Annotated in this window: 20 protein-coding genes; 10 read left to right on the top strand and 10 right to left on the bottom strand. The window is 55.9% G+C overall.

The window, feature by feature from the left end; translation table 11 throughout:
- Positions 1-2: 2 nt before the first annotated feature.
- The 5 genes from oadA (at position 3) to QEN32_RS14735 (ending at position 6,144) form a co-directional block, all read left to right on the top strand.
- Entirely contained in the window at positions 3-1,778 is a 1,776-nt protein-coding gene (gene oadA, locus QEN32_RS14755) for a sodium-extruding oxaloacetate decarboxylase subunit alpha (RefSeq protein WP_280144433.1), read from the top strand.
- A gap of 12 nt (positions 1,779-1,790) precedes the next feature.
- Entirely contained in the window at positions 1,791-3,092 is a 1,302-nt protein-coding gene (locus QEN32_RS14750; protein ID WP_061695252.1) for an oxalacetate decarboxylase subunit beta, read from the top strand.
- Between the two features lie 118 nt (positions 3,093-3,210).
- The gene (locus QEN32_RS14745; protein WP_023206980.1) at positions 3,211-3,909 is read left to right on the top strand and encodes a triphosphoribosyl-dephospho-CoA synthase; all 699 of its coding nucleotides are present in this window, start codon (positions 3,211-3,213) and stop codon (positions 3,907-3,909) included.
- A 379-nt stretch (positions 3,910-4,288) separates the two neighbouring features.
- Positions 4,289-5,368, top strand: coding sequence for an iron ABC transporter permease (locus QEN32_RS14740; RefSeq protein WP_000128328.1), 1,080 nt, complete (start codon positions 4,289-4,291; stop codon positions 5,366-5,368).
- Positions 5,368-6,144 (top strand): ABC transporter ATP-binding protein, encoded by a 777-nt coding sequence (locus QEN32_RS14735; RefSeq protein WP_017465744.1) that lies wholly within the window; start codon positions 5,368-5,370, stop codon positions 6,142-6,144. The genes QEN32_RS14740 and QEN32_RS14735 overlap by 1 nt, the downstream gene beginning before the upstream one ends.
- Positions 6,145-6,234: 90 nt before the next feature.
- Here the strand turns inward: QEN32_RS14735 and gpmA are convergent, their stop codons facing one another.
- From gpmA to modE, 8 genes are all read right to left on the bottom strand, one after another.
- Entirely contained in the window at positions 6,235-6,987 is a 753-nt protein-coding gene (gpmA, locus tag QEN32_RS14730) for a 2,3-diphosphoglycerate-dependent phosphoglycerate mutase (RefSeq protein ID WP_000301554.1), read from the bottom strand.
- 223 nt (positions 6,988-7,210) lie between these two features.
- On the bottom strand, positions 7,211-8,251 hold the full coding sequence (gene galM / locus QEN32_RS14725; protein ID WP_000931428.1) for a galactose-1-epimerase: 1,041 nt from the start codon (positions 8,249-8,251) through the stop codon (positions 7,211-7,213).
- Entirely contained in the window at positions 8,245-9,393 is a 1,149-nt protein-coding gene (galK, locus tag QEN32_RS14720) for a galactokinase (RefSeq protein WP_023221278.1), read from the bottom strand. The genes galM and galK overlap by 7 nt, the downstream gene beginning before the upstream one ends.
- Before the next feature lie 2 nt (positions 9,394-9,395).
- Entirely contained in the window at positions 9,396-10,442 is a 1,047-nt protein-coding gene (gene galT / locus QEN32_RS14715) for a galactose-1-phosphate uridylyltransferase (RefSeq protein WP_080185154.1), read from the bottom strand.
- 10 nt (positions 10,443-10,452) lie between these two features.
- The gene (gene galE, locus QEN32_RS14710) at positions 10,453-11,469 is read right to left on the bottom strand and encodes a UDP-glucose 4-epimerase GalE (protein WP_001265465.1); all 1,017 of its coding nucleotides are present in this window, start codon (positions 11,467-11,469) and stop codon (positions 10,453-10,455) included.
- A 222-nt stretch (positions 11,470-11,691) separates the two neighbouring features.
- Positions 11,692-12,600 (bottom strand): DUF2167 domain-containing protein, encoded by a 909-nt coding sequence (locus QEN32_RS14705; RefSeq protein ID WP_000885519.1) that lies wholly within the window; start codon positions 12,598-12,600, stop codon positions 11,692-11,694.
- A 170-nt stretch (positions 12,601-12,770) separates the two neighbouring features.
- Positions 12,771-14,246, bottom strand: coding sequence for a molybdate ABC transporter ATP-binding protein ModF (modF, locus tag QEN32_RS14700; protein WP_265322353.1), 1,476 nt, complete (start codon positions 14,244-14,246; stop codon positions 12,771-12,773).
- A gap of 67 nt (positions 14,247-14,313) precedes the next feature.
- Positions 14,314-15,102 carry a molybdenum-dependent transcriptional regulator gene (gene modE, locus QEN32_RS14695; RefSeq protein WP_001147416.1) on the bottom strand — a complete coding sequence of 263 codons (789 nt, stop codon included), beginning with the start codon at positions 15,100-15,102 and terminating at the stop codon, positions 14,314-14,316.
- Between the two features lie 128 nt (positions 15,103-15,230).
- Here modE and QEN32_RS14690 point away from each other — a divergent pair, with 128 nt between their 5' ends.
- The 4 genes from QEN32_RS14690 to modC all read left to right on the top strand — a co-directional run bounded on the left by QEN32_RS14690 (position 15,231) and on the right by modC (position 18,070).
- The gene (locus tag QEN32_RS14690) at positions 15,231-15,380 is read left to right on the top strand and encodes an AcrZ family multidrug efflux pump-associated protein (RefSeq protein ID WP_000891513.1); all 150 of its coding nucleotides are present in this window, start codon (positions 15,231-15,233) and stop codon (positions 15,378-15,380) included.
- A gap of 166 nt (positions 15,381-15,546) precedes the next feature.
- Positions 15,547-16,320 carry a molybdate ABC transporter substrate-binding protein gene (gene modA, locus QEN32_RS14685; RefSeq protein ID WP_047607266.1) on the top strand — a complete coding sequence of 258 codons (774 nt, stop codon included), beginning with the start codon at positions 15,547-15,549 and terminating at the stop codon, positions 16,318-16,320.
- Positions 16,320-17,009: a molybdate ABC transporter permease subunit gene (modB, locus tag QEN32_RS14680; RefSeq protein WP_000604026.1), complete on the top strand. Its 690-nt coding sequence runs from the start codon at positions 16,320-16,322 to the stop codon at positions 17,007-17,009. The genes modA and modB overlap by 1 nt, the downstream gene beginning before the upstream one ends.
- A 2-nt stretch (positions 17,010-17,011) precedes the next feature.
- A complete protein-coding gene (gene modC, locus QEN32_RS14675) occupies positions 17,012-18,070 on the top strand; it encodes a molybdenum ABC transporter ATP-binding protein ModC (RefSeq protein ID WP_000891711.1) in 1,059 nt (352 codons plus the stop codon).
- Here modC and QEN32_RS14670 read toward each other — a convergent pair whose 3' ends face one another.
- Positions 18,071-18,889: a pyridoxal phosphatase gene (locus QEN32_RS14670; protein WP_001748281.1), complete on the bottom strand. Its 819-nt coding sequence runs from the start codon at positions 18,887-18,889 to the stop codon at positions 18,071-18,073.
- Between the two features lie 163 nt (positions 18,890-19,052).
- Here QEN32_RS14670 and pgl point away from each other — a divergent pair, with 163 nt between their 5' ends.
- Positions 19,053-20,048: a 6-phosphogluconolactonase gene (gene pgl, locus QEN32_RS14665; RefSeq protein ID WP_000815468.1), complete on the top strand. Its 996-nt coding sequence runs from the start codon at positions 19,053-19,055 to the stop codon at positions 20,046-20,048.
- Between the two features lie 143 nt (positions 20,049-20,191).
- Here pgl and QEN32_RS14660 read toward each other — a convergent pair whose 3' ends face one another.
- The gene (locus tag QEN32_RS14660; RefSeq protein WP_001094776.1) at positions 20,192-21,475 is read right to left on the bottom strand and encodes a putative acyl-CoA thioester hydrolase; all 1,284 of its coding nucleotides are present in this window, start codon (positions 21,473-21,475) and stop codon (positions 20,192-20,194) included.
- Between the last annotated feature and the right edge of the window lie 227 nt (positions 21,476-21,702).

Raw genomic sequence — 21,702 nt, 5'->3', positions numbered from 1 at the left:
CCATGACCATTGCCATTACCGATGTTGTCCTGCGCGACGCCCACCAGTCCCTGTTCGCCACCCGCCTGCGCCTTGACGATATGCTGCCGATTGCCGCCCAGCTTGATGACGTGGGCTACGGGTCCCTCGAATGCTGGGGCGGCGCCACCTTTGACGCCTGCATCCGTTTCCTCGGCGAAGACCCGTGGCTGCGCCTGCGCGAGCTTAAAAAGGCCATGCCGAAGACCCCCCTGCAGATGCTGCTGCGCGGTCAGAACCTGCTCGGCTACCGCCATTACGCCGACGACGTGGTGGAGCGCTTCGTCGAACGCGCGGTGAAAAACGGCATGGATGTGTTCCGCGTCTTCGACGCCATGAACGACCCGCGCAATATGAAAGCCGCCCTGCAGGCGGTGCGCAGCCACGGCGCGCACGCCCAGGGCACGCTGAGCTATACCACCAGCCCGGCGCACACGCTGCAGACCTGGCTGGATTTAACGGAGCAACTGCTGGAAACCGGCGTCGATTCCATCGCCATCAAGGATATGTCCGGCATTCTCACACCGATGGCGGCGTATGAGCTGGTCAGCGAAATCAAAAAACGCTACGACGTGCGCCTGCATCTGCACTGCCATGCCACCACCGGGATGGCGGAGATGGCCCTGCTGAAGGCTATCGAGGCGGGCGTTGACGGCGTCGACACGGCGATTTCGTCCATGAGCGCCACCTACGGCCACCCGGCCACCGAAGCGCTGGTGGCGACGTTGGCAGGTACTGAGCACGACACCGGGCTGGATATCCTGAAGCTGGAAAATATCGCCGCGTACTTCCGCGAGGTGCGCAAAAAGTATCACGCCTTTGAAGGCCAGCTGAAGGGCTACGACAGCCGTATTCTGGTGGCCCAGGTACCGGGCGGAATGCTCACCAACCTCGAAAGCCAGCTGAAGCAGCAGAACGCGGCGGACAAACTCGACCAGGTGCTGGCGGAAATCCCCCGCGTGCGCGAGGACCTCGGCTTTATCCCGCTGGTGACCCCCACCTCGCAGATTGTCGGCACCCAGGCGGTGCTCAACGTGCTGACGGGCGAACGCTACAAGACCATTGCCAAAGAAACGGCCGGCATTCTGAAAGGCGAATACGGCCACACCCCGGTGCCGGTGAACGCCGCGTTACAGGCCCGCGTGCTGGAAGGGGGCGCCCCGGTGACCTGCCGTCCGGCGGATTTACTCAAACCGGAACTGGCTGAACTGGAAGCGGACGTCAGGCGCCAGGCGCAGGAGAAGGGCATCCAGCTTGCGGGAAACGCCATCGACGACGTCCTCACCGTGGCGCTGTTCCCGCAAATCGGCCTCAAATTCCTTGAGAACCGCCACAACCCGGCGGCGTTTGAGCCGGTACCGCAGGCGGAAGCCGCGCAGCCTGCCGCAGCCCCGGCAAAACCTGCCGCCTCCGGTATCTACACCGTGGAAGTGGAAGGCAAAGCCTTTGTGGTGAAGGTCAGCGACGGCGGCGATATCAGCCAGCTTACTACGGCTGTTCCGGCGGCCTCTTCCGCACCGGTTCAGGCTGCCGCCCCGGCGGGCGCAGGCACACCGGTCACCGCGCCGCTGGCGGGCAACATCTGGAAGGTGATTGCCACCGAAGGCCAGAGCGTGGCCGAAGGCGACGTGCTGCTGATTCTGGAAGCCATGAAGATGGAGACCGAAATCCGCGCCGCGCAGGCCGGCACCGTGCGCGGTATCGCGGTGAAAGCCGGGGATGCGGTGGCGGTGGGCGACACCCTGATGACGCTGGCGTAACGGAGAACTGAAATGGAAAGTCTGAACGCCCTGCTTCAGGGCATGGGGCTGATGCACCTTGGCGCAGGCCAGGCCATCATGCTGCTGGTGAGCCTGCTGCTGCTGTGGCTGGCGATAGCGAAGAAGTTCGAGCCGTTGTTGCTGCTGCCGATTGGCTTCGGCGGGCTGCTCTCCAACATCCCGGAAGCGGGTATGGCGCTGACCGCGCTGGAAAGCCTGCTGGCGCATCACGACGCCGGGCAGCTGGCGGTGATTGCCGCGAAGCTGAACTGCGCGCCGGACGTGCACGCCATTAAAGAGGCATTAGCGCTGGCGCTGCCGTCGGTGCAGAGCCAGATGGAGAACCTGGCGGTGGACATGGGCTACACGCCGGGGGTGCTGGCGCTGTTCTATAAAGTGGCGATTGGCTCCGGTGTCGCGCCGCTGGTCATCTTCATGGGCGTGGGCGCGATGACCGACTTCGGCCCGCTGCTGGCCAACCCGCGCACCCTGCTGCTCGGCGCGGCGGCGCAGTTCGGCATCTTCGCCACCGTGCTGGGGGCGCTGACGCTGAACTACTTCGGCCTGATTTCCTTCACCCTGCCACAGGCGGCGGCCATCGGCATTATCGGCGGCGCGGACGGCCCGACGGCGATTTACCTGTCGGGCAAGCTGGCGCCGGAGCTGCTGGGGGCCATCGCGGTGGCGGCGTACTCGTATATGGCGCTGGTGCCGTTAATCCAGCCGCCGATTATGAAGGCGCTGACCACGGAGAAGGAGCGGAAAATCCGCATGGTGCAGCTGCGCACGGTGAGTAAGCGGGAGAAGATTCTGTTCCCGGTGGTGCTGTTACTACTGGTGGCGCTGCTGCTGCCGGACGCCGCGCCGCTGCTGGGGATGTTCTGCTTTGGCAATCTGATGCGCGAAAGCGGCGTGGTGGAGCGTCTGAGCGACACGGTGCAGAACGGTCTGATTAATATCGTGACCATTTTCCTGGGGCTTTCCGTTGGCGCAAAACTGGTGGCGGACAAGTTCCTGCAGCCACAGACGCTGGGCATTCTGCTGCTGGGTGTGATTGCGTTCGGTATCGGGACGGCGGCCGGGGTGCTGATGGCGAAGCTGCTGAACCTGTGCAGTAAGAACAAAATTAACCCGCTGATTGGCTCCGCCGGTGTGTCGGCGGTGCCGATGGCAGCCCGCGTATCGAACAAAGTGGGGCTGGAGTCGGACGCACAGAACTTCCTGCTGATGCACGCGATGGGCCCGAACGTGGCGGGGGTGATTGGCTCGGCGATAGCCGCCGGGGTGATGCTGAAGTACGTGCTGGCGATGTAAATCTGTTCCTTTCCCGGAGGCGGCGCGTTGCGCCTGTCCGGGCTACCGGATTGCATGGATCTGTAGCCCGGACAGATGCGCAGCATCGCCTCCGGGAATGTCCCATAAGGAGACTTTGATGAATGAAACCATAGCATTTCGTCCGGAAGGCCGGGCGTCGACAAAAGATGTGGTTGTCAATTATACGCTGGCGTCACTGGACGAGCTTGAACAACTGCACCCGGCGCTGAATCTGCTGGCGCACCCGTCAATCGTCCGTGGCAGCCATGATTTCTTTGTCCGTTGTTATGACGCGGGCGTACAGCATGCGCAGGCCGGGGCGGCTGAAACGGTAGCGGTTTTGCCTGATTCGCTGCCACAAGAACGGCAAAGGAGCGGGCTGCTGTGTGCCGCAGCAGGTCGTCTGGATGCTCTGCGCCAGCCGCTGACGCACAATCGTTTATGTGACCTGGCCAGTCAGTTCTGTGCTGGCATGGCAGATGTTGACAGCGAAACCCGCAGCGGTTTTTATACCGTGCGCAGCATATCGCTGCCGGTTTACCGGCGGCTGTTGCGGGATCAACATTCTCACAGTGTCTGCCTGCAGCAGGCTCTGCTGCACCTGCTGGCCTGGAAGAGCGATTCTCCCTGGGCGCGGCAGCAGGCGCAGCGGCTGCTCTGGCAGGGCGGCGTGCTGGGCGATAAAGGTGAGTTTGCGCTTATGACGCTGGATGATGAACTGCGGGAGCGCCAGATTGAGTGGCCCGGGCTATGGTCGCTGCTGGCCGTCACCGGGTTTCTGGCGAAATTCCCTGCCGGACCGATATTTGCTGACTGAAAAATGAGGACTGCTGACAATTATCTATTGTGTTGGCATTTCTGCGAGAGGCAGCTAGCGCTTTGCCTGACTTACGAAATGAGAATATCAACAGATTACGTACTTTTTGTAGGTCCGTGGTTGGAACATTGCCACCTGGTTACACGTTGTCAGCAGCCTCAAGCGTGGATGGCTCCACGCTTTTTTTGTCTATGGAAAACCCCCAGCCAGGCCCTGTCTCTTGATCAGGAGATCTGATCAAGAGACAGGGCTATGCCGGAGGATATTTATTGGAAACCGGTGAGATAGGCCACCGTGTCATTAATCGAAATATAAATAAATATATAACGAAATAATTCGGCGCTATAATTCTCCTCTGATTAATAACGTAGCCCGAGCCATGACCTGTCAGGACAAATCACTTTTAGCCCCCGCTCTCGCTTCCACGCCCGTCATTCCGCGCTATCGCCAGATCATACGCAAACGGGCTGTGCTCATGTTAGCTATTGCGCTGGCGATGATGGCTTCACTGATGGTGGATGTAACCTGTGGGTCTTCGGGTTTACCGCTCAGTGCGCTGTGGCAGGCGCTTTTCCAGCCGGAAAAGGTGAATGCGGGCATACACGTTATTGTCTGGGATATTCGTTTACCCTATGCCCTGATGGCCCTACTGGTGGGCATGGCGTTAGGGTTAGCGGGCGCCGAAATGCAAACCATTTTAAATAATCCGCTGGCAACGCCGTTTACCCTTGGCGTATCGTCCGCAGCGGCTTTTGGCGCTGCGCTGGCGATTGTGTTGGGGATCGGTATTCCCGGTATTCCTGCCGCCTGGTTTATCCCGGCCAATGCGTTCATCTTTGCGCTTTTATCCGCGTTACTCCTGGACGGTATTACCCGTTGGACAGGTGTCGCCGCATCCGGAGTGGTGTTGTTCGGTATTGCGCTGGTATTCACCTTTAACGCGTTGGTCGCCATTATGCAGTTTGTGGCTGATGAAGATACGCTGCAGGGGCTGGTATTCTGGACGATGGGGAGCCTGGTCCGCGCGTCGTGGGAAAAATTGGGCGTACTGGCCGTGGTGTTTATTGCTGTGCTTTTTTGCGCGTTACGAAGCGCCTGGCAACTCACGGCATTACGTCTGGGCGAAGAGAGGGCGATGAGCTTTGGGATTCATGTCCGCCGTTTACGCCTGCTGTCATTGTTGCGTATCAGCTTGTTATCAGCGCTGACGGTAGCTTTCGTCGGGCCGATTGGTTTTATTGGTCTCGTTGCGCCGCACATTGCGCGAATACTTTTGGGGGAAGATCACCGTTTCTACCTTCCGGGCAGCGTGCTGATAGGCGGGCTGGTGTTATCGCTGGCCTCTATTGCGGCGAAAAATAGTATTCCGGGCGTCATGGTGCCGGTGGGGATTGTCACCTCGCTGGTCGGGGTTCCGTTCTTTTTAAGCATTGTATTGCGACATCGGGGGAGTCTCTGATGCGCGGGTTAATGCTCCGCTCATTTAGCGCCAGCTATTCCACTCAGCCGGTTATTGCAGATCTCAACGTTCCCTTACTGCCGCGCGGGAAAATTACCATTTTGCTGGGGCCGAACGGCTGTGGTAAATCGACGTTACTACGTTCGCTGGCCGGGCTGAATAACGCCGACGGCGAGGCGCTGCTTGATGGCGAGGATCTCATGTCGTTATCGTTTGCCGAGCGGGCGCAGAAAGTTGTGTTTTTGCCGCAGTCATTACCGCAGGGCGTACATCTGCATGTACTGGAGTCGATTATCGTGGTACTGCGGGCATCAGGCGGCAGAGACAATGCGCAGGGCAGAGCGCAGATACTGGCTATCCTTGAGCAATTGGGCATAACGCATCTGGCGTTGCAGTATCTCGACCAGCTTTCCGGCGGTCAGCGGCAGTTAGTGGGTCTGGCGCAATCGCTGATTCGTCGCCCTGAACTTCTGTTGCTGGATGAGCCGCTCAGCGCGCTGGATTTAAACTATCAGTTTCACGTAATGGATCTCGTGCGTCGGGATACCCAGGCGCAAAATAGGGTGACGATAGTCGTGGCGCATGACATTAATATTGCACTGCGTCATGGTGACCATGTCCTGATGCTAAAAGACGGCAGGCTGGTCGCCAGCGGCGCGCCGGAGACGGTGATTACTGCGGAGCGTCTGGCTGAAGTGTACCGGGTACGAGGACGCGTGGAGCGCTGTTCGCAGGGTAAATTGCAGGTGGTGCTGGACGGCGTGATCGCTGTTTAAGACATATTGCCTGATGGCGCTGCGCTTATCCGGCCTACCCATTGCTCGTAGGCCGGATAAGGCAGTTATACCGCCATCCGGCAAAGGTGATTACTTCGCTTTACCCTGATTCGCCACGGCAGCCGCTTTCGCAGCGATCTCGTCAGCGTTGCCCAGATAGTAATGTTTGATCGGCTTGAAGTTTTCGTCGAACTCATACACCAGCGGCACGCCGGTCGGGATGTTTAACTCAAGAATCTCATCTTCACTCATGTTATCCAGGTATTTCACCAGCGCACGCAATGAGTTACCGTGAGCGGCGATGATCACGCGCTCACCGCTCTTCATACGCGGCAGGATGGTGTCGTTCCAGTAAGGAATAACGCGGTCGATGGTCAGCGCCAGACTTTCGGTCAACGGCAGCTCTTTCTCGCTCAGTTTGGCATAACGTGGATCGTGACCCGGATAACGCTCATCATCTTTGGTCAGTTCCGGCGGCGTCACGGCAAAACCGCGGCGCCACTGCTTAACCTGCTCGTCACCATATTTTTCGGCCGTTTCCGCTTTATTCAGCCCCTGCAACGCGCCATAGTGACGTTCATTGAGTTTCCAGGATTTTTCCACCGGCAGCCACGCCTGATCCAGTTCATCCAGTACGTTCCACAGCGTATGGATAGCGCGTTTCAGTACGGAAGTGTAGGCAAAATCAAAGCTGAAACCTTCTTCTTTTAGCAGTTTACCCGCTGCTTTTGCTTCGCTTACGCCTTTTTCAGACAGGTCAACATCATACCAGCCGGTGAAACGGTTCTCTTTGTTCCATTGACTTTCACCGTGACGTACCAGAACCAGCTTAGTTACAGCCATACTCTCACTCCTATAAATCATATGTAATGATAATAATTCTCATTATATTGCCGCGAGGTGTTGGCGGCAATGCTTACGCATAACCATAGCGAAAATAGTGGCGCAGTGTAAGGTTCTTGTGAACTCAGAGTTGCGATTTTGTCTTTAAGTGGTGGAGGTTTGAGCAGGGCAATGGCGCGTAGGCCCGATAAGCTTGCGTCATCGGGCATGTAGCGGCATATCGTTAGAACGGAATAAACTGATACTCGGTCAGGCTGGCGTACTCCTCGCCAGGGCGAAGGATACAGTCAGGCTGCGGCCATTCAGGATGATTCGGGCTGTCCGGCAGCAGTTCGCTCTCCAGCGCCAGCCCTTGCCAGTCGGCATAAGGTTCCGGTCCACGGGAAGGTGTACCCGCCAGATAATTGCCGGAATAAAACTGTAGCGCCGGGGCGGTGGTGTAAACCATCATTTGTAGCTTTCCATCCTGTGACCATAGACGGGCCGCCGGCTTTTTGCCATCACCCTGCGTCTGTAGCAGGAAAGCATGATCGTAGCCTTTAACCTTGCGCTGATCGTCATCGGCGAGAAACTCGCTGGCAATGACTTTTGGCATCCGGAAGTCAAACGAGGTATTGGCTACCGATTTTAGCCCCTGGCGTGGAATACCGGATTCATCTACCGGCAGATACTCATCCGCCAGAATTTGCAGCTTATGCTGGCGCACGTCGGTCCGATCGCCGTCCAGATTAAAATAGACGTGGTTGGTCAAATTCACCGGACAGGGTTTATCGACCGTCGCCCGGTAGGTGATGGAGATTCTATTGTCATCGGTCAGACGATATTGCGCCGTGGCGCAAAGATGGCCAGGAAAGCCCTGGTCGCCGTCATCAGAGGTGAGCGCGAATAATACCTGGCGATCGTTCTGGTTCACAATTTGCCAGCGGCGCTTGTCAAAGCCTTCCGGTCCGCCGTGTAGCTGGTTCTCGCCCTGGCTTGGGCTTAACTGTACGGTTTCGCCGGCAAACGTATAACGGCTATTGGCGATACGGTTCGCGTAACGGCCAATAGAGGCGCCGAGGAATGACGTCTGTTCAGGGTAGTGTTCCGGGCTGGCGCAGCCCAGCAATGCTTCCCGAACGCTGCCGTCAGACAGCGGAATACGGGCGGAAAGAAGAGTGGCTCCCCAGTCCATCAGCGTTACCACCATCCCTGCGCTATTGCGCAGGGTTAGCAGGCGGTACGGTTGACCATCGGGGGCCAGTGCGGGCGTTTCATTTAGCACTGTCCTGCTCCTTGTGACGGTTTGCATACATAAAAGGTTTCTTTGATTCCGGTTTTCGCTTCGTACTGTTGCGCAACGGCCTGCTGAACAGCGGGAACCAGATCTTCCGGGATCAGCGCGACAACACAGCCGCCGAAGCCGCCGCCGGTCATGCGCACGCCGCCTTGATCGCCGATGGTCGCTTTGACGATGTCTACCAGCGTGTCTATCTGCGGGACGGTAATTTCGAAATCATCGCGCATTGAGGCATGGGACTCCGCCATCAGTTGGCCCATACGTTGCAAATCACCTTTCTCCAGCGCGCTTGCCGCTTCAACGGTGCGCGCATTTTCGCTCAATACATGGCGAACGCGTTTTGCGACTACCGGGTCCAGTTCGCTGGCAACGGCATTGAACGCCTCAAGGCTGACATCGCGCAGGGCCGGCTGCTGGAAGAAACGGGCGCCGGTTTCGCACTGTTCACGGCGGGTATTATACTCGCTGCCTACCAGCGTGCGCTTAAAGTTACTATTGATGATCACCACGGCGACACCTTTCGGCATGGAAACCGCTTTGGCGCCGAGCGTACGGCAATCAATCAGCAACGCATGATCTTTTTTGCCGAGCGCAGAGATGAGCTGATCCATAATGCCGCAGTTACAGCCGACAAACTGGTTCTCGGCCTCTTGTCCGTTGAGCGCAATTTGCGCGCCGTCCAGCGGCAGGTGATAAAGCTGCTGGAAGACGGTGCCCACCGCCACTTCCAGCGAGGCGGAGGAGCTTAACCCGGCGCCCTGCGGCACATTGCCGCTGATGACCATATCCACGCCGCCAAACGTGTTGTTACGCTGCTGCAGGTGTTTCACTACGCCGCGCACATAGTTAGACCACTGCTGACTATCGTGGGTCACGATCGGCGCATCCAGTGAAAATTCGTCCACCTGATTGTCGTAATCGGCGGCAATCACCCGTACGGTACGATCGTCGCGCGGCGCACAGCTAATTACGGTCTGGTAATCGATAGCGCAGGGCAGAACGAAACCATCATTGTAATCAGTATGCTCGCCGATCAGGTTGACGCGGCCTGGCGCCTGAATCGTGTGGGTGGCAGGGTAGCCGAAAATTTCAGCAAACAGCGCGCGCGTTTTCTCTTTCAGATTCATTTTTATACTCCGGATTCGCGAAAATGGATGTCGCTGACCGCGCGCAGGCGTTCAGCCGCTTGTTCTGCGGTTAAATCACGCTGGGTTTCCGCCAGCATTTCATAGCCGACCATAAATTTGCGGACGGTCGCAGAGCGCAGCAGCGGCGGATAAAAGTGCGCGTGCAACTGCCAGTGTGCGTTTTCTTCACCGTTAAACGGCGCGCCGTGCCAGCCCATTGAGTAAGGGAAGGAACACTGGAACAGGTTGTCATAACGACTGGTCAGCTTTTTCAACGCCAGCGCCAGAGAGTCGCGCTGCTCGTCGCTTAAATCGGTAATGCGCAGGACATGCGTTTTGGGTAACAGTAGCGTTTCGAACGGCCACGCCGCCCAGTAAGGCACCACCGCCAGCCAGTGTTCGGTTTCGACCACGGTGCGGCTGCCGTCCGCCAGTTCTCGCTGGACATAATCCACCAGCATTGGCGAGCGCTGCTCGGCGAAGTAGGCTTTTTGTAAACGATCTTCGCGTTCGGCCTCATTCGGCAGGAAGCTGTTGGCCCAGACCTGTCCATGCGGATGCGGGTTCGAACAGCCCATCGCCGCGCCTTTATTTTCAAAGACCTGCACCCACGAATAGGTTTTGCCTAACTCGGCGGTCTGCGTCTGCCAGGTTCTGACGATTTCCGTCAGCGCGGGCAGGCTCAACTCCGGCAGCGTTTTACTGTGATCGGGAGAAAAGCAGATCACGCGGCTAGTGCCGCGCGCGCTCTGACAGCGCATCAGCGGATCGTGGCTGTCCGGCGCATCCGGCGTGTCGGCCATCAGCGCCGCGAAATCGTTAGTAAAGACGTAAGTCCCTTTGTAATCGGGATTTTTATCGCCGGTGACACGCGTATTGCCCGCACACAAGAAGCAGTCCGGATCGTGGGCCGGCAGCATTTGCTGAGACGGCGTTTCCTGCGCCCCCTGCCAGGGGCGTTTTGCGCGATGCGGCGAAACCAGAACCCACTGGCCGGTAAGCGGGTTATAACGGCGATGCGGATGATCGATGGGATTAAATGGGGTCATAACAACGTCCTTAATCTGGGTATCCCTGCGGATGGCGTGACTGCCAGTGCCAGGTGTCCTGCGCCATTTCGTCAAGCGTGCGGGTGACGCGCCAGTTCAGCTCGCGATCGGCTTTGCTGGCATCCGCCCAATACGCTGGGAGATCGCCGTCGCGACGCGGCGCGAAGTGGTAATTAATGGGTTTACCGCAGGCTTTACTAAAGGCGTTGACCACATCCAGGACGCTACTGCCGACACCCGCGCCGAGGTTATAAATATGTACGCCGGATTTGTCCGCCAGTTTTTCCATCGCCACGACGTGCCCGTCGGCTAAGTCCATAACGTGAATGTAATCGCGTACGCCGGTGCCATCCTCGGTCGGGTAATCGTTGCCGAAAACGGCGAGCGATTCGCGACGACCCACGGCGACCTGGGCGATATAGGGCATCAGGTTATTCGGAATACCTTGCGGATCTTCTCCCATGTCGCCCGACGGGTGCGCGCCGACCGGGTTGAAATAACGCAGCAGCGCAATACTCCACTCCGGCTGGGCTTTTTGCAGATCGGTGAGGATCTGTTCTACCATCAATTTACTTTTGCCGTAGGGGCTTTGCGGCGTGCCGGTAGGAAAACTTTCGACGTAAGGAATTTTGGGCTGATCGCCATAAACGGTGGCGGAGGAGCTAAAAATAAGGTTTTTAACGTTGGCCGCACGCATGGCGCTGACCAACCGCAGCGTACCGTTGACGTTGTTGTCATAGTACTCCAGCGGCCTGGCGACCGATTCGCCGACGGCTTTCAGGCCGGCAAAGTGAATCACGGTATCAATCGCGTGATCGTGCAGAATTTCGGTTATAAGCGCTTCGTTGCGAATATCTCCTTCGACAAAGGTCGGGTGCTTACCGCCCAGACGTTCAATAACGGGCAGCACGCTGCGCTTGCTGTTGCAGAGGTTATCGAGGATGACAACGTCATGACCATTTTGCAGCAATTGTACGCAGGTATGACTTCCAATGTAACCGCTACCACCTGTAACCAATACTCTCATAATTCGCTCCGTTAAGCCTATGGTATGGAATAACCATAGCATAACAAAGATGCGAAAAGTGTGACATGTAATAAATTAGTGGAATCGTTTACACACTGGTGATTTTACGCATTTGTATCGATTAAATGATTACAAATCATCTGGCTTGAGAATGCTTCTGCTTTTTATCCGAAAAAAAGGCGCGTTACGCGCCTGGGAATGAAACGGACGGGGCAGGAGCTGTCAGTCTTTTTTACGCGAGAGTAGCTTCCTGGCGAGCGCCCCGACAGCGACGACGCCGATGGCGGTCACTTTCCAGAATTTAAGTAACGCGATACCGAGCATAGCAAGCAGTCCTACTTTCTTGGCCGCGATACCGCCAATCAGCGCGGCGAGCCCATACTCCGCTATTTTGTCCGTTGATTCGTTGAAGTCAGCGTAGCGTTGTCCAGCGTTGAACTTGACGGAACTGAGAATTCTTTTCGCCAGAGGGATTTCGTGGTCAACAGAACCTCTGTCGGTCACCAGATTTAAAGAAAAATAGCCTTCACGTCCCAGCAGATAGGTGTTGTAGTTCACGCCTTGTTCATTCAGTGGTTCGTTGGTGCCGATATCCTGGATGGCGGCGGACCAGATCAGACGATGATTGGTTGCATCGTAGGTAGGCTTCTCGATCCAGCCAATAATTTCTATCGGCTCAATGCCTTTTGCAATACGATCTTTATTCGCTTCTTTTGTGCCTTTGCGCAGGTTATCCATTAATTCATCGGCATCCCAATTTTTTGCATCATCATCTTTTACGTAACCAGAATCATCATATTCGATAGAAATAAATCCATTCATTTCCTTTTTAAATACGAGACCGTAAAAATATTCATCGTCAACATAGTTACCAATTTCACGCATAAATACCGCCGCTTCTTTTGCGGGTATCCAGGTAAATCCTTCCGGCAGATTAAGCGTGGCTTTATCACCTAAACTAATCTTTGTCGGACCCGCAACGGCGGCGCGACTCATGCCTTCAACAGCGACCTCAACGGCGGTTTTACGCGCTTCCTGCGCAGCGGTCGGCTTTTGCTCAGCATAACTGCCGGGGCAAAATAACATGGCTGCCAGTAAAAATAGTATTATTTGTGGAAAACGAAAAGCCATAATGAATCCCTTATATTCACATACGACATCATTGTCGAAAATTTCAGGATTATTATGACAATGAGGCGGTCAGCGATTCAAGAGATAGTAAGCTTATCGACAGTTATTATTATTATTAATAAAAGGAGAGTGGTTCCAGAATGGCGCGCGGCGCCATTCTGATAATACATTTAATTATTGCATCGTCCGGAAACGTACTTATAACGTTCGCCCTCTGGTACAAATTCCAGCCGGTGGGTAATACAGGCAGGCGCATCCTCTGCATGATGGGAAACGAACAGCAGTTGGGTCTCTCCCTGGCGAATTAATACATCTACAAAACGGCGTACCAGTTGGCGGTTCAGCGGGTCCAACCCTTGCAGCGGCTCATCCAGAATCAACACTGTCGGATGCTTAACCAGCGCGCGCACGATCAGCGCCAGCCGCTGCTGTCCCCAGGAGAGACTGTGGAAGGGGGCATCCGCCGTACGCTTATCGATTCCCAGAATATCCAGCCACTGTTGCGCCAGTTTTCGTTGCCTGTCTGAAACGGCCTGGTAAATGCCGATAGAATCGAAATAGCCGGAGAGAATGACATTGCGTACCGTGGTACTGACGCGGTAATCCAGATGTAAACTGCTGCTGACGTAGCCGATATGTTTTTTGATATCCCAGATTGTTTCGCCGCTTCCTCGCCGCCGCCCGAACAGCGTAAGATCGTTGCTGTAGCCTTGCGGATGATCGCCAGTAATAAGGCTAAGCAACGTAGACTTACCCGCTCCGTTAGGACCGATGATCTGCCAGTGTTCGCCCGGATTGACTCGCCAGCTTAGGTGGTGGAGGATAGGGCGATCGTTATACGAGACTACGCCATCGTTAAGTACGATCCGTGGTTCGCCATCGGGTAACGCATGGCGGGCGGAAGGTTCGTCCGGTTCGGGTAATTGTACGTCGGTCAGATGCTCGCTGTGCGCGAGTTGAGCAACCAACGCCCGTTGCAGCAACTCTGCCGTCGTTCCGGTCTCCGCCAGCGTACAGTCGGCAAGCACCCCGGCAAACTGCACGAAGTCCGGGATTTCATCAAAACGGTTGAGTACCAGCGCCAGGGTAATGCCCGCCTGGTTCAACGCCGTCAGGCGTTGCGCCAGTTGTTGACGGGCGGTCACGTCAAGCCCGTCGAACGGTTCATCAAGGATCAATAACTCCGGCTCAGACATCAGCGCCTGACACAGCAGCGCTTTTCGCGTCTCGCCGGTAGAAAGGTATTTAAAACGCCTGTTGAGTAAAGCGGAAATGCCGAACTGCTGCGCCAGCATCGCACAGCGGGCAGGATGGTGAACATCATCCTGAATAATTTCCGCGGTAGTGCGCCCGGTATCGTCTTCGCCAGGACTGAGCATATCGGTGTTATTACGTTGCCACTCATCGCTGACCAGCTTTTGCAATTGTTCAAAGGACAGACGAGTAATGCGGGTAAACCGACACTGGCGCTCGCCTGTTAATAACGGCAGTTCGCCCGCCAGCGCGCGGGCGAGCGCCGACTTCCCGCTCCCGTTAGCCCCAACGAATGCCCAGCTATCGCCCGCATTGAGCGTCAGCGAATCCAGATGAAGTGTTTTTGTATCGCTCAGACGAAACGTGCCTTGCGAAATTTGCAACGATGACATTTTGCATCCCATTTTTTGCAGCGATGAATGACAGGGATACGTCTTTCGGCAACGGATGTCAATGTGCTTAGCACAACGTTGCAATAATCACTCTGTCCGCATTAAACCAGGCAATCACGTCATCGCCTTCCTTTAACGTGGCGGCATCCGCAGTCGGTATCGTGGCGCACAGCGTCTGGCCGTCCGGCAGCGCCATCAACACTTCACACTGTTCCGCGCCGCGCTCGATATGGCTGATCGTTCCCGACAACTGATTGTCAGCGGCGCGCGCAACGGCTGCATCCCGGGTAATGCCAACCCACGGCGCTTTTAGCAGGATCAGCACTTCTTTTCCCTCCTCCAGGCCGAGACGCTCGCCGCTTTGCGCCGTCAGCGCGACTTTGAGCCGCGTTTTGCCGTCGGCCAGCAGCACGTCGACATGCTGTTGCACCTGATCGCGATCGCGGGCGGTAATGGTGCCGAACCACTGATTTCGGGCGCTGGTTTGCAGTGAAAAGCGGGAGATAGCGGCCAGCAGACTGTCAAGCGGCAGGGCGTCATCGTCGCTTAACACATCGAACGCTTTTTGCTGAATTTGGCCCAGCAAATCGTAAAGCTGGATCAGACGCTGGCCATAGCGGGTTAATACCGCGCCGCCGCCGCCTTTGCCGCCCGTTGCGCGTTCAACCAGCATATGTTCGCTAAGCTGGTTCATGTCGTTTATCGCATCCCAGGCGCTCTTATAGCTGATTCCCGCGTCTTTCGCGCCCTGACTAATCGAGCCGGAAAGCGCAATGTGTTTCAGCAGAGAGATACGTCGGGGATCGGCAAAAAGCTTTTGCTGAAGTTTCAGGGTAAGAAGGATTTCGGCCTGCATAACCAGCTCCTGGTAAAAAGACTATTGTGACTGAAAAGCGCGTCAGCGCAAAGCCGACCGCACAAAAGGGGAGTGCTTTTCTGTGTGATGCGGTTAAAATACAAAAAGGACTATATCTGGAGTTGCCCATGTTAGAGTTATTAAAAAGTCTGGTATTCGCCGTCATCATGGTACCGGTAGTGATGGCCATCATCCTCGGTCTGATTTACGGTCTGGGTGAGGTGTTCAACATTTTTTCCGGTATCGGTCAGAAAGACCAGTCCAGACAGAACCGCTGATTTCCCCAAACGCCCGCTCAGTCGGGCGTTTTTGTTACTCAAGATCCTGCTTTTCCTGCCGATATTTTCTGTGTTTAATCGTTAATGGGTATGAATAACCGCTGGGAAACCCCTGAGATTATCGTTATATTGTCGTTTACATAACGAAACGCACAAGGAGTTACAGATGGCGCATTCCTGGTTACGCCTGGTCGCAGGGGCGACATTATCTTTCGTCATCGCTGGTCATGCGCTGGCGGATGAAGGCAAGATCACCGTATTCGCCGCCGCGTCGCTAACGAACGCGATGCAAGACATTGCGGCAGAATATAAAAAAGAGAAAAATGTGGATGTGGTTTCCTCATTCGCCTCCTCTTCAACGCTGGCGCGCCAAATAGAAGCGGGCGCGCCGGCGGATCTGTTCATCTCTGCTGACCAGAAATGGATGGATTACGCAGCCGATAAAAAAGCGGTGGATACCACGACGCGCGAAACATTGCTTGGCAATAGCCTGGTGGTGGTAGCGCCGAAAGCCAGCGGGCAGAAACCGTTTACCATCGACAACAAAACGGACTGGATTCGTCTGCTGAACGGCGGGCGTCTGGCGGTGGGCGATCCGCAACACGTACCGGCGGGAATTTATGCCAAAGAAGCGCTGCAAAAGTTGGGCGCATGGCAAACGCTTGAACCGAAACTGGCGCCGGGCGAGGATGTGCGCGGCGCGTTGGCGCTGGTCGAACGTAACGAAGCGCCTTTGGGCATTGTATACGGTTCTGATGCGGTCGCCAGCAAGGGGGTCAACGTGGTGGCGACGTTCCCGGAAGATTCACATAAAAAAGTGGAATACCCCATCGCTATCGTGGAGGGGCATAAAAATGCGACCGTCAGCGCGTTCTATGATTACCTGAAAGGACCGCAGGCCTCGGCAATCTTTAAACGTTATGGATTTACGACGAAGTAATGATACTGACCGATCCAGAATGGCAGGCTGTCCTTCTTAGCCTGAAAGTGTCTTCCCTGGCCGTGCTGTTTAGCCTGCCGTTTGGGATCTTTTTTGCCTGGTTACTGGTGCGATGCCGGTTTCCGGGCAAAGCCTTACTTGATAGCGTCCTGCATCTGCCGCTGGTGCTGCCGCCGGTGGTGGTCGGCTATCTGCTGCTGGTGTCGATGGGGCGACGCGGGTTTATTGGCCAGTGGCTGTATGACTGGTTCGGTCTCACGTTTGCCTTTAGCTGGCGCGGCGCCGTGCTGGCCGCGGCGGTGATGTCCTTCCCGCTGATGGTGCGGGCCATTCGGCTGGCGCTGGAGGGGGTGGATATCAAGCTTGAACAGGCCGCCAGAACGCTGGGCGCCGGGCGCTGGCGCGTTTTTCTGACTATCACCTTACCGCTTACCCTGCCAGGCATTATTGTCGGTACGGTGCTGGCGTTTGCCCGTTCGCTTGGCGAATTTGGCGCGACCATTACCTTTGTTTCCAATATTCCGGGCGAAACCCGCACCATACCTTCCGCCATGTATACCTTGATCCAGACGCCGGGCGGGGAGAGCGCGGCGGCGAGGCTGTGCGTGATTTCGATTGTATTAGCGCTGATTTCGCTGTTGATTTCTGAATGGCTGGCGCGGATTAGCCGTGAACGGACGGGGCGCTAACCATGCTGGAGCTTAATTTTTCCCAGACGCTGGGAACGCACTGTTTAACCCTCAACGAAACGCTGCCAGCCAGTGGGATCACGGCTATCTTTGGCGTCTCCGGCGCGGGAAAAACCTCGCTGATTAATGCCATCAGCGGTTTGACTCGCCCGCAAAAAGGACGCATCGCGCTGAATGGCCGGGTGTTGCATGACGCGGAAAACGGTATCTGTTTAACGCCGGAAAAGCGCCGCATCGGTTATGTTTTCCAGGATGCGCGCCTGTTCCCCCATTACAAAGTACGCGGCAATTTGCGCTACGGCATGGCGAAAAGCATGACCGGTCAGTTTGATAAGCTGGTGTCGCTGCTGGGAATTGAAGCGTTGCTTGATCGCCTGCCGGGGAGCTTGTCCGGCGGAGAAAAACAGCGCGTAGCGATAGGCCGGGCATTGCTCACCGCCCCGGAGTTGCTGCTGTTGGACGAACCGTTGGCCTCGCTGGATATCCCGCGTAAACGCGAATTACTGCCGTACCTGCAACGGCTGGCGCGGGAAATCAATATTCCCATGCTGTATGTCAGCCATTCTCTCGATGAAATTCTCCACCTGGCGGATAAAGTCATGGTGCTGGAGGATGGACAGGTTAAAGCGTTTGGCCCGCTGGAGGAGGTCTGGGGAAGCAGCGTTATGCACCCGTGGCTGCCGAAAGAGCAACAGAGCAGTATTCTGAAAGTCAGCGTGCTGGAGCATCACCCGCATTATGCCATGACCGCTCTGGCGCTTGGCGACCAGCACCTGTGGGTAAATAAACTCAATCAGCCGCTGCAATCCACACTGCGTATTCGCATACAGGCGTCGGATGTCTCGCTGGTACTACAGCCGCCGCAGCAGACCAGTATCCGCAACGTATTGCGGGCAAAAGTGGCGAATTGTTATGACGATAACGGACAGGTGGAAGTCCAGCTTGAGATAGGCGGCAGAACGCTGTGGGCGCGAATAAGCCCGTGGGCCAGGGATGAGCTGAGTATCAAGCCTGGCCTGTGGCTTTACGCGCAGGTGAAAAGCGTTTCTATCACCGCCTGACTATAGCAGGTGGGTGTAAATAAATTTGGCGATGCTATCGGTAGTGTTATCGCCGATCACAACGTCAGCGCGCGCTTTCACCGCCTCATCGGCGTTGCCCATCGCAACGCCGGTGCCTGCCGCCTCCAGCATACTGATGTCGTTGTAGTTATCGCCGAAAGCGATCACATTTTTCATTGACCCTCCCTGCGCTTCTATCCACTGGGTAAGGCGCTTGCCTTTACTGTTGCCTTTGCGCGCGATATCCACCTGATCGTGCCATGACCATTCGCACTCCAGGCCAAGCGCCTGTTCAACATGCTGACCGAACCGCTGTAGTCTGGGAATATCTTCATCGGTAAGCGCAAACTTCCACACGGCATTCACGTCGCGCGCCGCCTGCGCTAACGAAGAGACCTGTGTAAAGGTCGGACGTTGTTCCGGCGGCAAGGTCTGCGCCCACCGGGAGGTACGCACGACGTGGCCGGTTGGGTGTTCGTAAAGCATAGCGTCATCAACATACATCAGGCCGTGAATCTGATGCTCATCCAGTAAATCAATCAACTGCAACGCCTTATCCACGGGCATAGGATCGGCATCCAGGACAGTTTTAGCTTGATAATCATACAAATAGGTGCCGTTGCAGCAAATAGCAGGTGTTTCCAGCGCCAGCGCCTGATAAAAAGGATGAATAGCAACGTGATGGCGACCAGTGACAATGATAAGTTGAAAGCCCGCCTCTTTGGCGCGTGATAGCGCGTCAAGCGAGGAGGGGAGTAAGGTTTTATGCGGGGTTAATAACGTTCCGTCTAAATCGAGGGCAATCACGCGTGCAGTCATAATTTTTTCCAGATTAAGAGTAATAATTCCGTCTGTCGGCATGGTACACCGGGACGGTAAGCAGACAAAATTCTGCGTCTGAATTCAGCATTCGCCGTCAAAAGCGACTACGTTAAGCTGTGTCCTGTTATTGCAGCTACATGCCATATGCAAAGGAGTATTCATGAAACAAACAGTCTATACCGCCAGCCCTGAGAGTCAGCAAATTCACGTCTGGAGCCTGAACCACGAAGGGACGCTGACGCTGGTGCAGGTCGTGGATGTGCCCGGTCAGGTTCAGCCGATGGTGGTCAGTCCGGATAAACGCTACCTCTATGTCGGCGTGCGCCCGGAGTTTCGTGTCCTGGCGTATCGTATTGCGCCGGATGATGGCGCGCTGACGTTTGCCGCCGAATCCGCCCTGCCGGGTAGCCCGACCCATATTTCTACCGATCATCATGGTCGTTTTGTCTTTGTCGGATCGTATAACGCCGGTAATGTCAGCGTGACGCGCTTACAGGATGGCCTGCCGGTTGAGCTGGTGGATGTGGTGGAGGGGCTGGACGGCTGCCACTCGGCAAATATTACGCCGGATAACCGTACCCTGTGGGTGCCTGCGCTAAAACAGGATCGCATTTGTCTGTTTACGCTAAGCGATGACGGCCATCTGGTGGCCCAGGAGCCGGCGGAAGTAAATACAGTTGAAGGGGCAGGCCCGCGTCATATGGTCTTCCACCCGAATCGACAATATGCGTATTGCGTCAATGAACTGAACAGTTCGGTGGATGTCTGGCAGCTTAAAAATCCGCATGGCGAGATAGAGTGCGTGCAAACGCTGGATATGATGCCCGCCGATTTTTCCGATACCCGCTGGGCGGCGGATATTCATATTACGCCGGATGGACGGCATCTGTATGCCTGTGACCGCACCGCCAGTCTGATTACCGTCTTTAGTGTCTCCGAAGATGGCAGCGTACTGAGCGTTGAAGGCTTCCAGCCGACGGAAGCCCAACCGCGCGGCTTTAATATCGACAATAGCGGAAAATACCTGATTGCAGCGGGTCAAAAATCACATCATATCGCGGTCTATGAAATTACGGGCACTCAGGGGTTGCTGACGGAAAAAGGCCGTTATGCCGTCGGCCAGGGGCCAATGTGGGTTGTAGTGAACGCGTACTAAAGCGCTGTGTGCCGGAGGGCGGCGGGCTGGAGCTCATCAAGGCGGGCTGCCTGATTAATTTCAATAAACATCGCTTGCAGTAAAACCACGGGCCGCCACATCTGCTGCGGCGGCCCGTTTATAAGCCTGAACCGGAACGGCGATTACTGCTTAGGTTCCGCCACCACTTTACTGCCTACACCGCGGTTGTTGTATTCCCACATGCGGTTGTAGTTAGTATCGTTCAGATTACGCTGCACCTCGTCTTTGTCATCCACGGTTCCCGTATTTCCGGCAAACGGACGTTTCGAGATGACCGCGTCGGCCCACGGTTTGGCAACGTTGAAGCCCTCGTTAATCACGCTGTCGCGGATCACGACCTGACCGTTGGTGTTGGCGTCGACATCCAGCGAGCGGCCAAGCTGCGCAACGCCATCGCCGGAGGCGTTAAAGCGGCTGTTGATCGCCAAAAAGCCATAGTAAATATTGGACAGCGTCGCCGGGGCGAAGACGTAGGCTTCCTGCTGTGTGCGGGAGTTGACGACCTGGAAGTTGGTGTTATCGAACACCACGGCGCCGCGTCCGGACACCATATCCACATCGCCTTCAATATAGCTGTTCGTCACCAGCGTACGCGGCTGACGATCGGTTTGCAGACGGTTCTGCACGCCGCTGTTGGTCACAAAGAAGGTGTTCTGGCGGCCAAGGATATTGACCTTGTTAATCTGGACTTTGTCGCCATCGGTACGCAGCGCCACCGCCGGATGGTTTCCGGCATCGACACTGTCGCCCAGCGTGTTCTCGATGGTCAGATTTTGTAGCTGCAGACCGTTATTCTGCGACCAGAACGCGGCAGAACACATTACACCGATCGTCGCGGCGTGTTTGCTTTGGCAGTTATCGAACATATACCAGGCGGGTTTACCAGGCATATATTTCCCGCCGGGATTCACCGCGCGACGCCAGTCAGCGACGCTCATTTCACCATCAATCGCCATCCCAATTTTCACATCGATCGGTTTTTCACCGGTCCCGTACAGGGTCAGACTTCCCGGCGCGGCGGGAACATACACGGTCCCCTGATAGTCGCCCGGCATAATAGCAATGTACTGGCGTTTGTTCGTGCGTTTAACCATTGCCGCATCGACCGCGGCCTGAATCGAGGTGTGCGTAACGCCTGGCGTACCTGCCGGCCCCACCACAAAGTCAGGCTGTGCGGGCAGGGTAATCGGCGACGGCGACCACGGGGCGGTATTCGGCGTCAGGGAGGCAAAATAGCGCGCCGCAACGAAGTTTTTCGCTTCATTTGCCGACAGAATTGGGCGCGAGGCGGTGCCAGGCGCGGTTTGATCGGAAGGGATCTGATCGGGTGGCGTAGAGCTACAGGCGCTCAGCGTCACGCCAAAAGCCAGTGCCAGCGCCAGACGGGAAACCGATAATGTATTCACAGGTTGCTCCGGGCTTGAAAAAGTTAAATGACATCCATTGAAGCCTGCTTTTTTATACTAAGTTGAACGAAACGGGAAGGCGAAAAGGTAAAAAGTTCCTTTTCAGGCTGGAAACACCTGTAGCATCAGATAGTTTTATCACAATTAAGCAACAACTTTCGCGCTTTGAGTTGACAATCCGGAGCAGAAAGAAAATAAATGTCTATACAACTCATGACAGGCAAGAG

It is taken from the genome of Salmonella sp. SA14318 (assembly GCF_029866905.1).
In the GTDB taxonomy this organism is placed as follows: domain Bacteria; phylum Pseudomonadota; class Gammaproteobacteria; order Enterobacterales; family Enterobacteriaceae; genus Salmonella; species Salmonella enterica.
The sequence above is the reverse complement of the archived record's forward strand: the minus strand, read 5'-3'. Positions and strand labels throughout refer to the sequence as shown.

Coding starts and splice junctions, on each gene's coding strand:
- oadA (WP_280144433.1), top strand. CDS start 3: ATGACCATTGCCATTACCGATGTTGTCCTGCGCGACGCCCACCAGTCC.
- QEN32_RS14750 (WP_061695252.1), top strand. CDS start 1,791: ATGGAAAGTCTGAACGCCCTGCTTCAGGGCATGGGGCTGATGCACCTT.
- QEN32_RS14745 (WP_023206980.1), top strand. CDS start 3,211: ATGAATGAAACCATAGCATTTCGTCCGGAAGGCCGGGCGTCGACAAAA.
- QEN32_RS14740 (WP_000128328.1), top strand. CDS start 4,289: ATGACCTGTCAGGACAAATCACTTTTAGCCCCCGCTCTCGCTTCCACG.
- QEN32_RS14735 (WP_017465744.1), top strand. CDS start 5,368: ATGCGCGGGTTAATGCTCCGCTCATTTAGCGCCAGCTATTCCACTCAG.
- gpmA (WP_000301554.1), bottom strand. CDS start 6,987: ATGGCTGTAACTAAGCTGGTTCTGGTACGTCACGGTGAAAGTCAATGG.
- galK (WP_023221278.1), bottom strand. CDS start 9,393: ATGAATCTGAAAGAGAAAACGCGCGCGCTGTTTGCTGAAATTTTCGGC.
- galT (WP_080185154.1), bottom strand. CDS start 10,442: ATGACCCCATTTAATCCCATCGATCATCCGCATCGCCGTTATAACCCG.
- galE (WP_001265465.1), bottom strand. CDS start 11,469: ATGAGAGTATTGGTTACAGGTGGTAGCGGTTACATTGGAAGTCATACC.
- QEN32_RS14705 (WP_000885519.1), bottom strand. CDS start 12,600: ATGGCTTTTCGTTTTCCACAAATAATACTATTTTTACTGGCAGCCATG.
- modF (WP_265322353.1), bottom strand. CDS start 14,246: ATGTCATCGTTGCAAATTTCGCAAGGCACGTTTCGTCTGAGCGATACA.
- modE (WP_001147416.1), bottom strand. CDS start 15,102: ATGCAGGCCGAAATCCTTCTTACCCTGAAACTTCAGCAAAAGCTTTTT.
- QEN32_RS14690 (WP_000891513.1), top strand. CDS start 15,231: ATGTTAGAGTTATTAAAAAGTCTGGTATTCGCCGTCATCATGGTACCG.
- modA (WP_047607266.1), top strand. CDS start 15,547: ATGGCGCATTCCTGGTTACGCCTGGTCGCAGGGGCGACATTATCTTTC.
- modB (WP_000604026.1), top strand. CDS start 16,320: ATGATACTGACCGATCCAGAATGGCAGGCTGTCCTTCTTAGCCTGAAA.
- modC (WP_000891711.1), top strand. CDS start 17,012: ATGCTGGAGCTTAATTTTTCCCAGACGCTGGGAACGCACTGTTTAACC.
- QEN32_RS14670 (WP_001748281.1), bottom strand. CDS start 18,889: ATGACTGCACGCGTGATTGCCCTCGATTTAGACGGAACGTTATTAACC.
- pgl (WP_000815468.1), top strand. CDS start 19,053: ATGAAACAAACAGTCTATACCGCCAGCCCTGAGAGTCAGCAAATTCAC.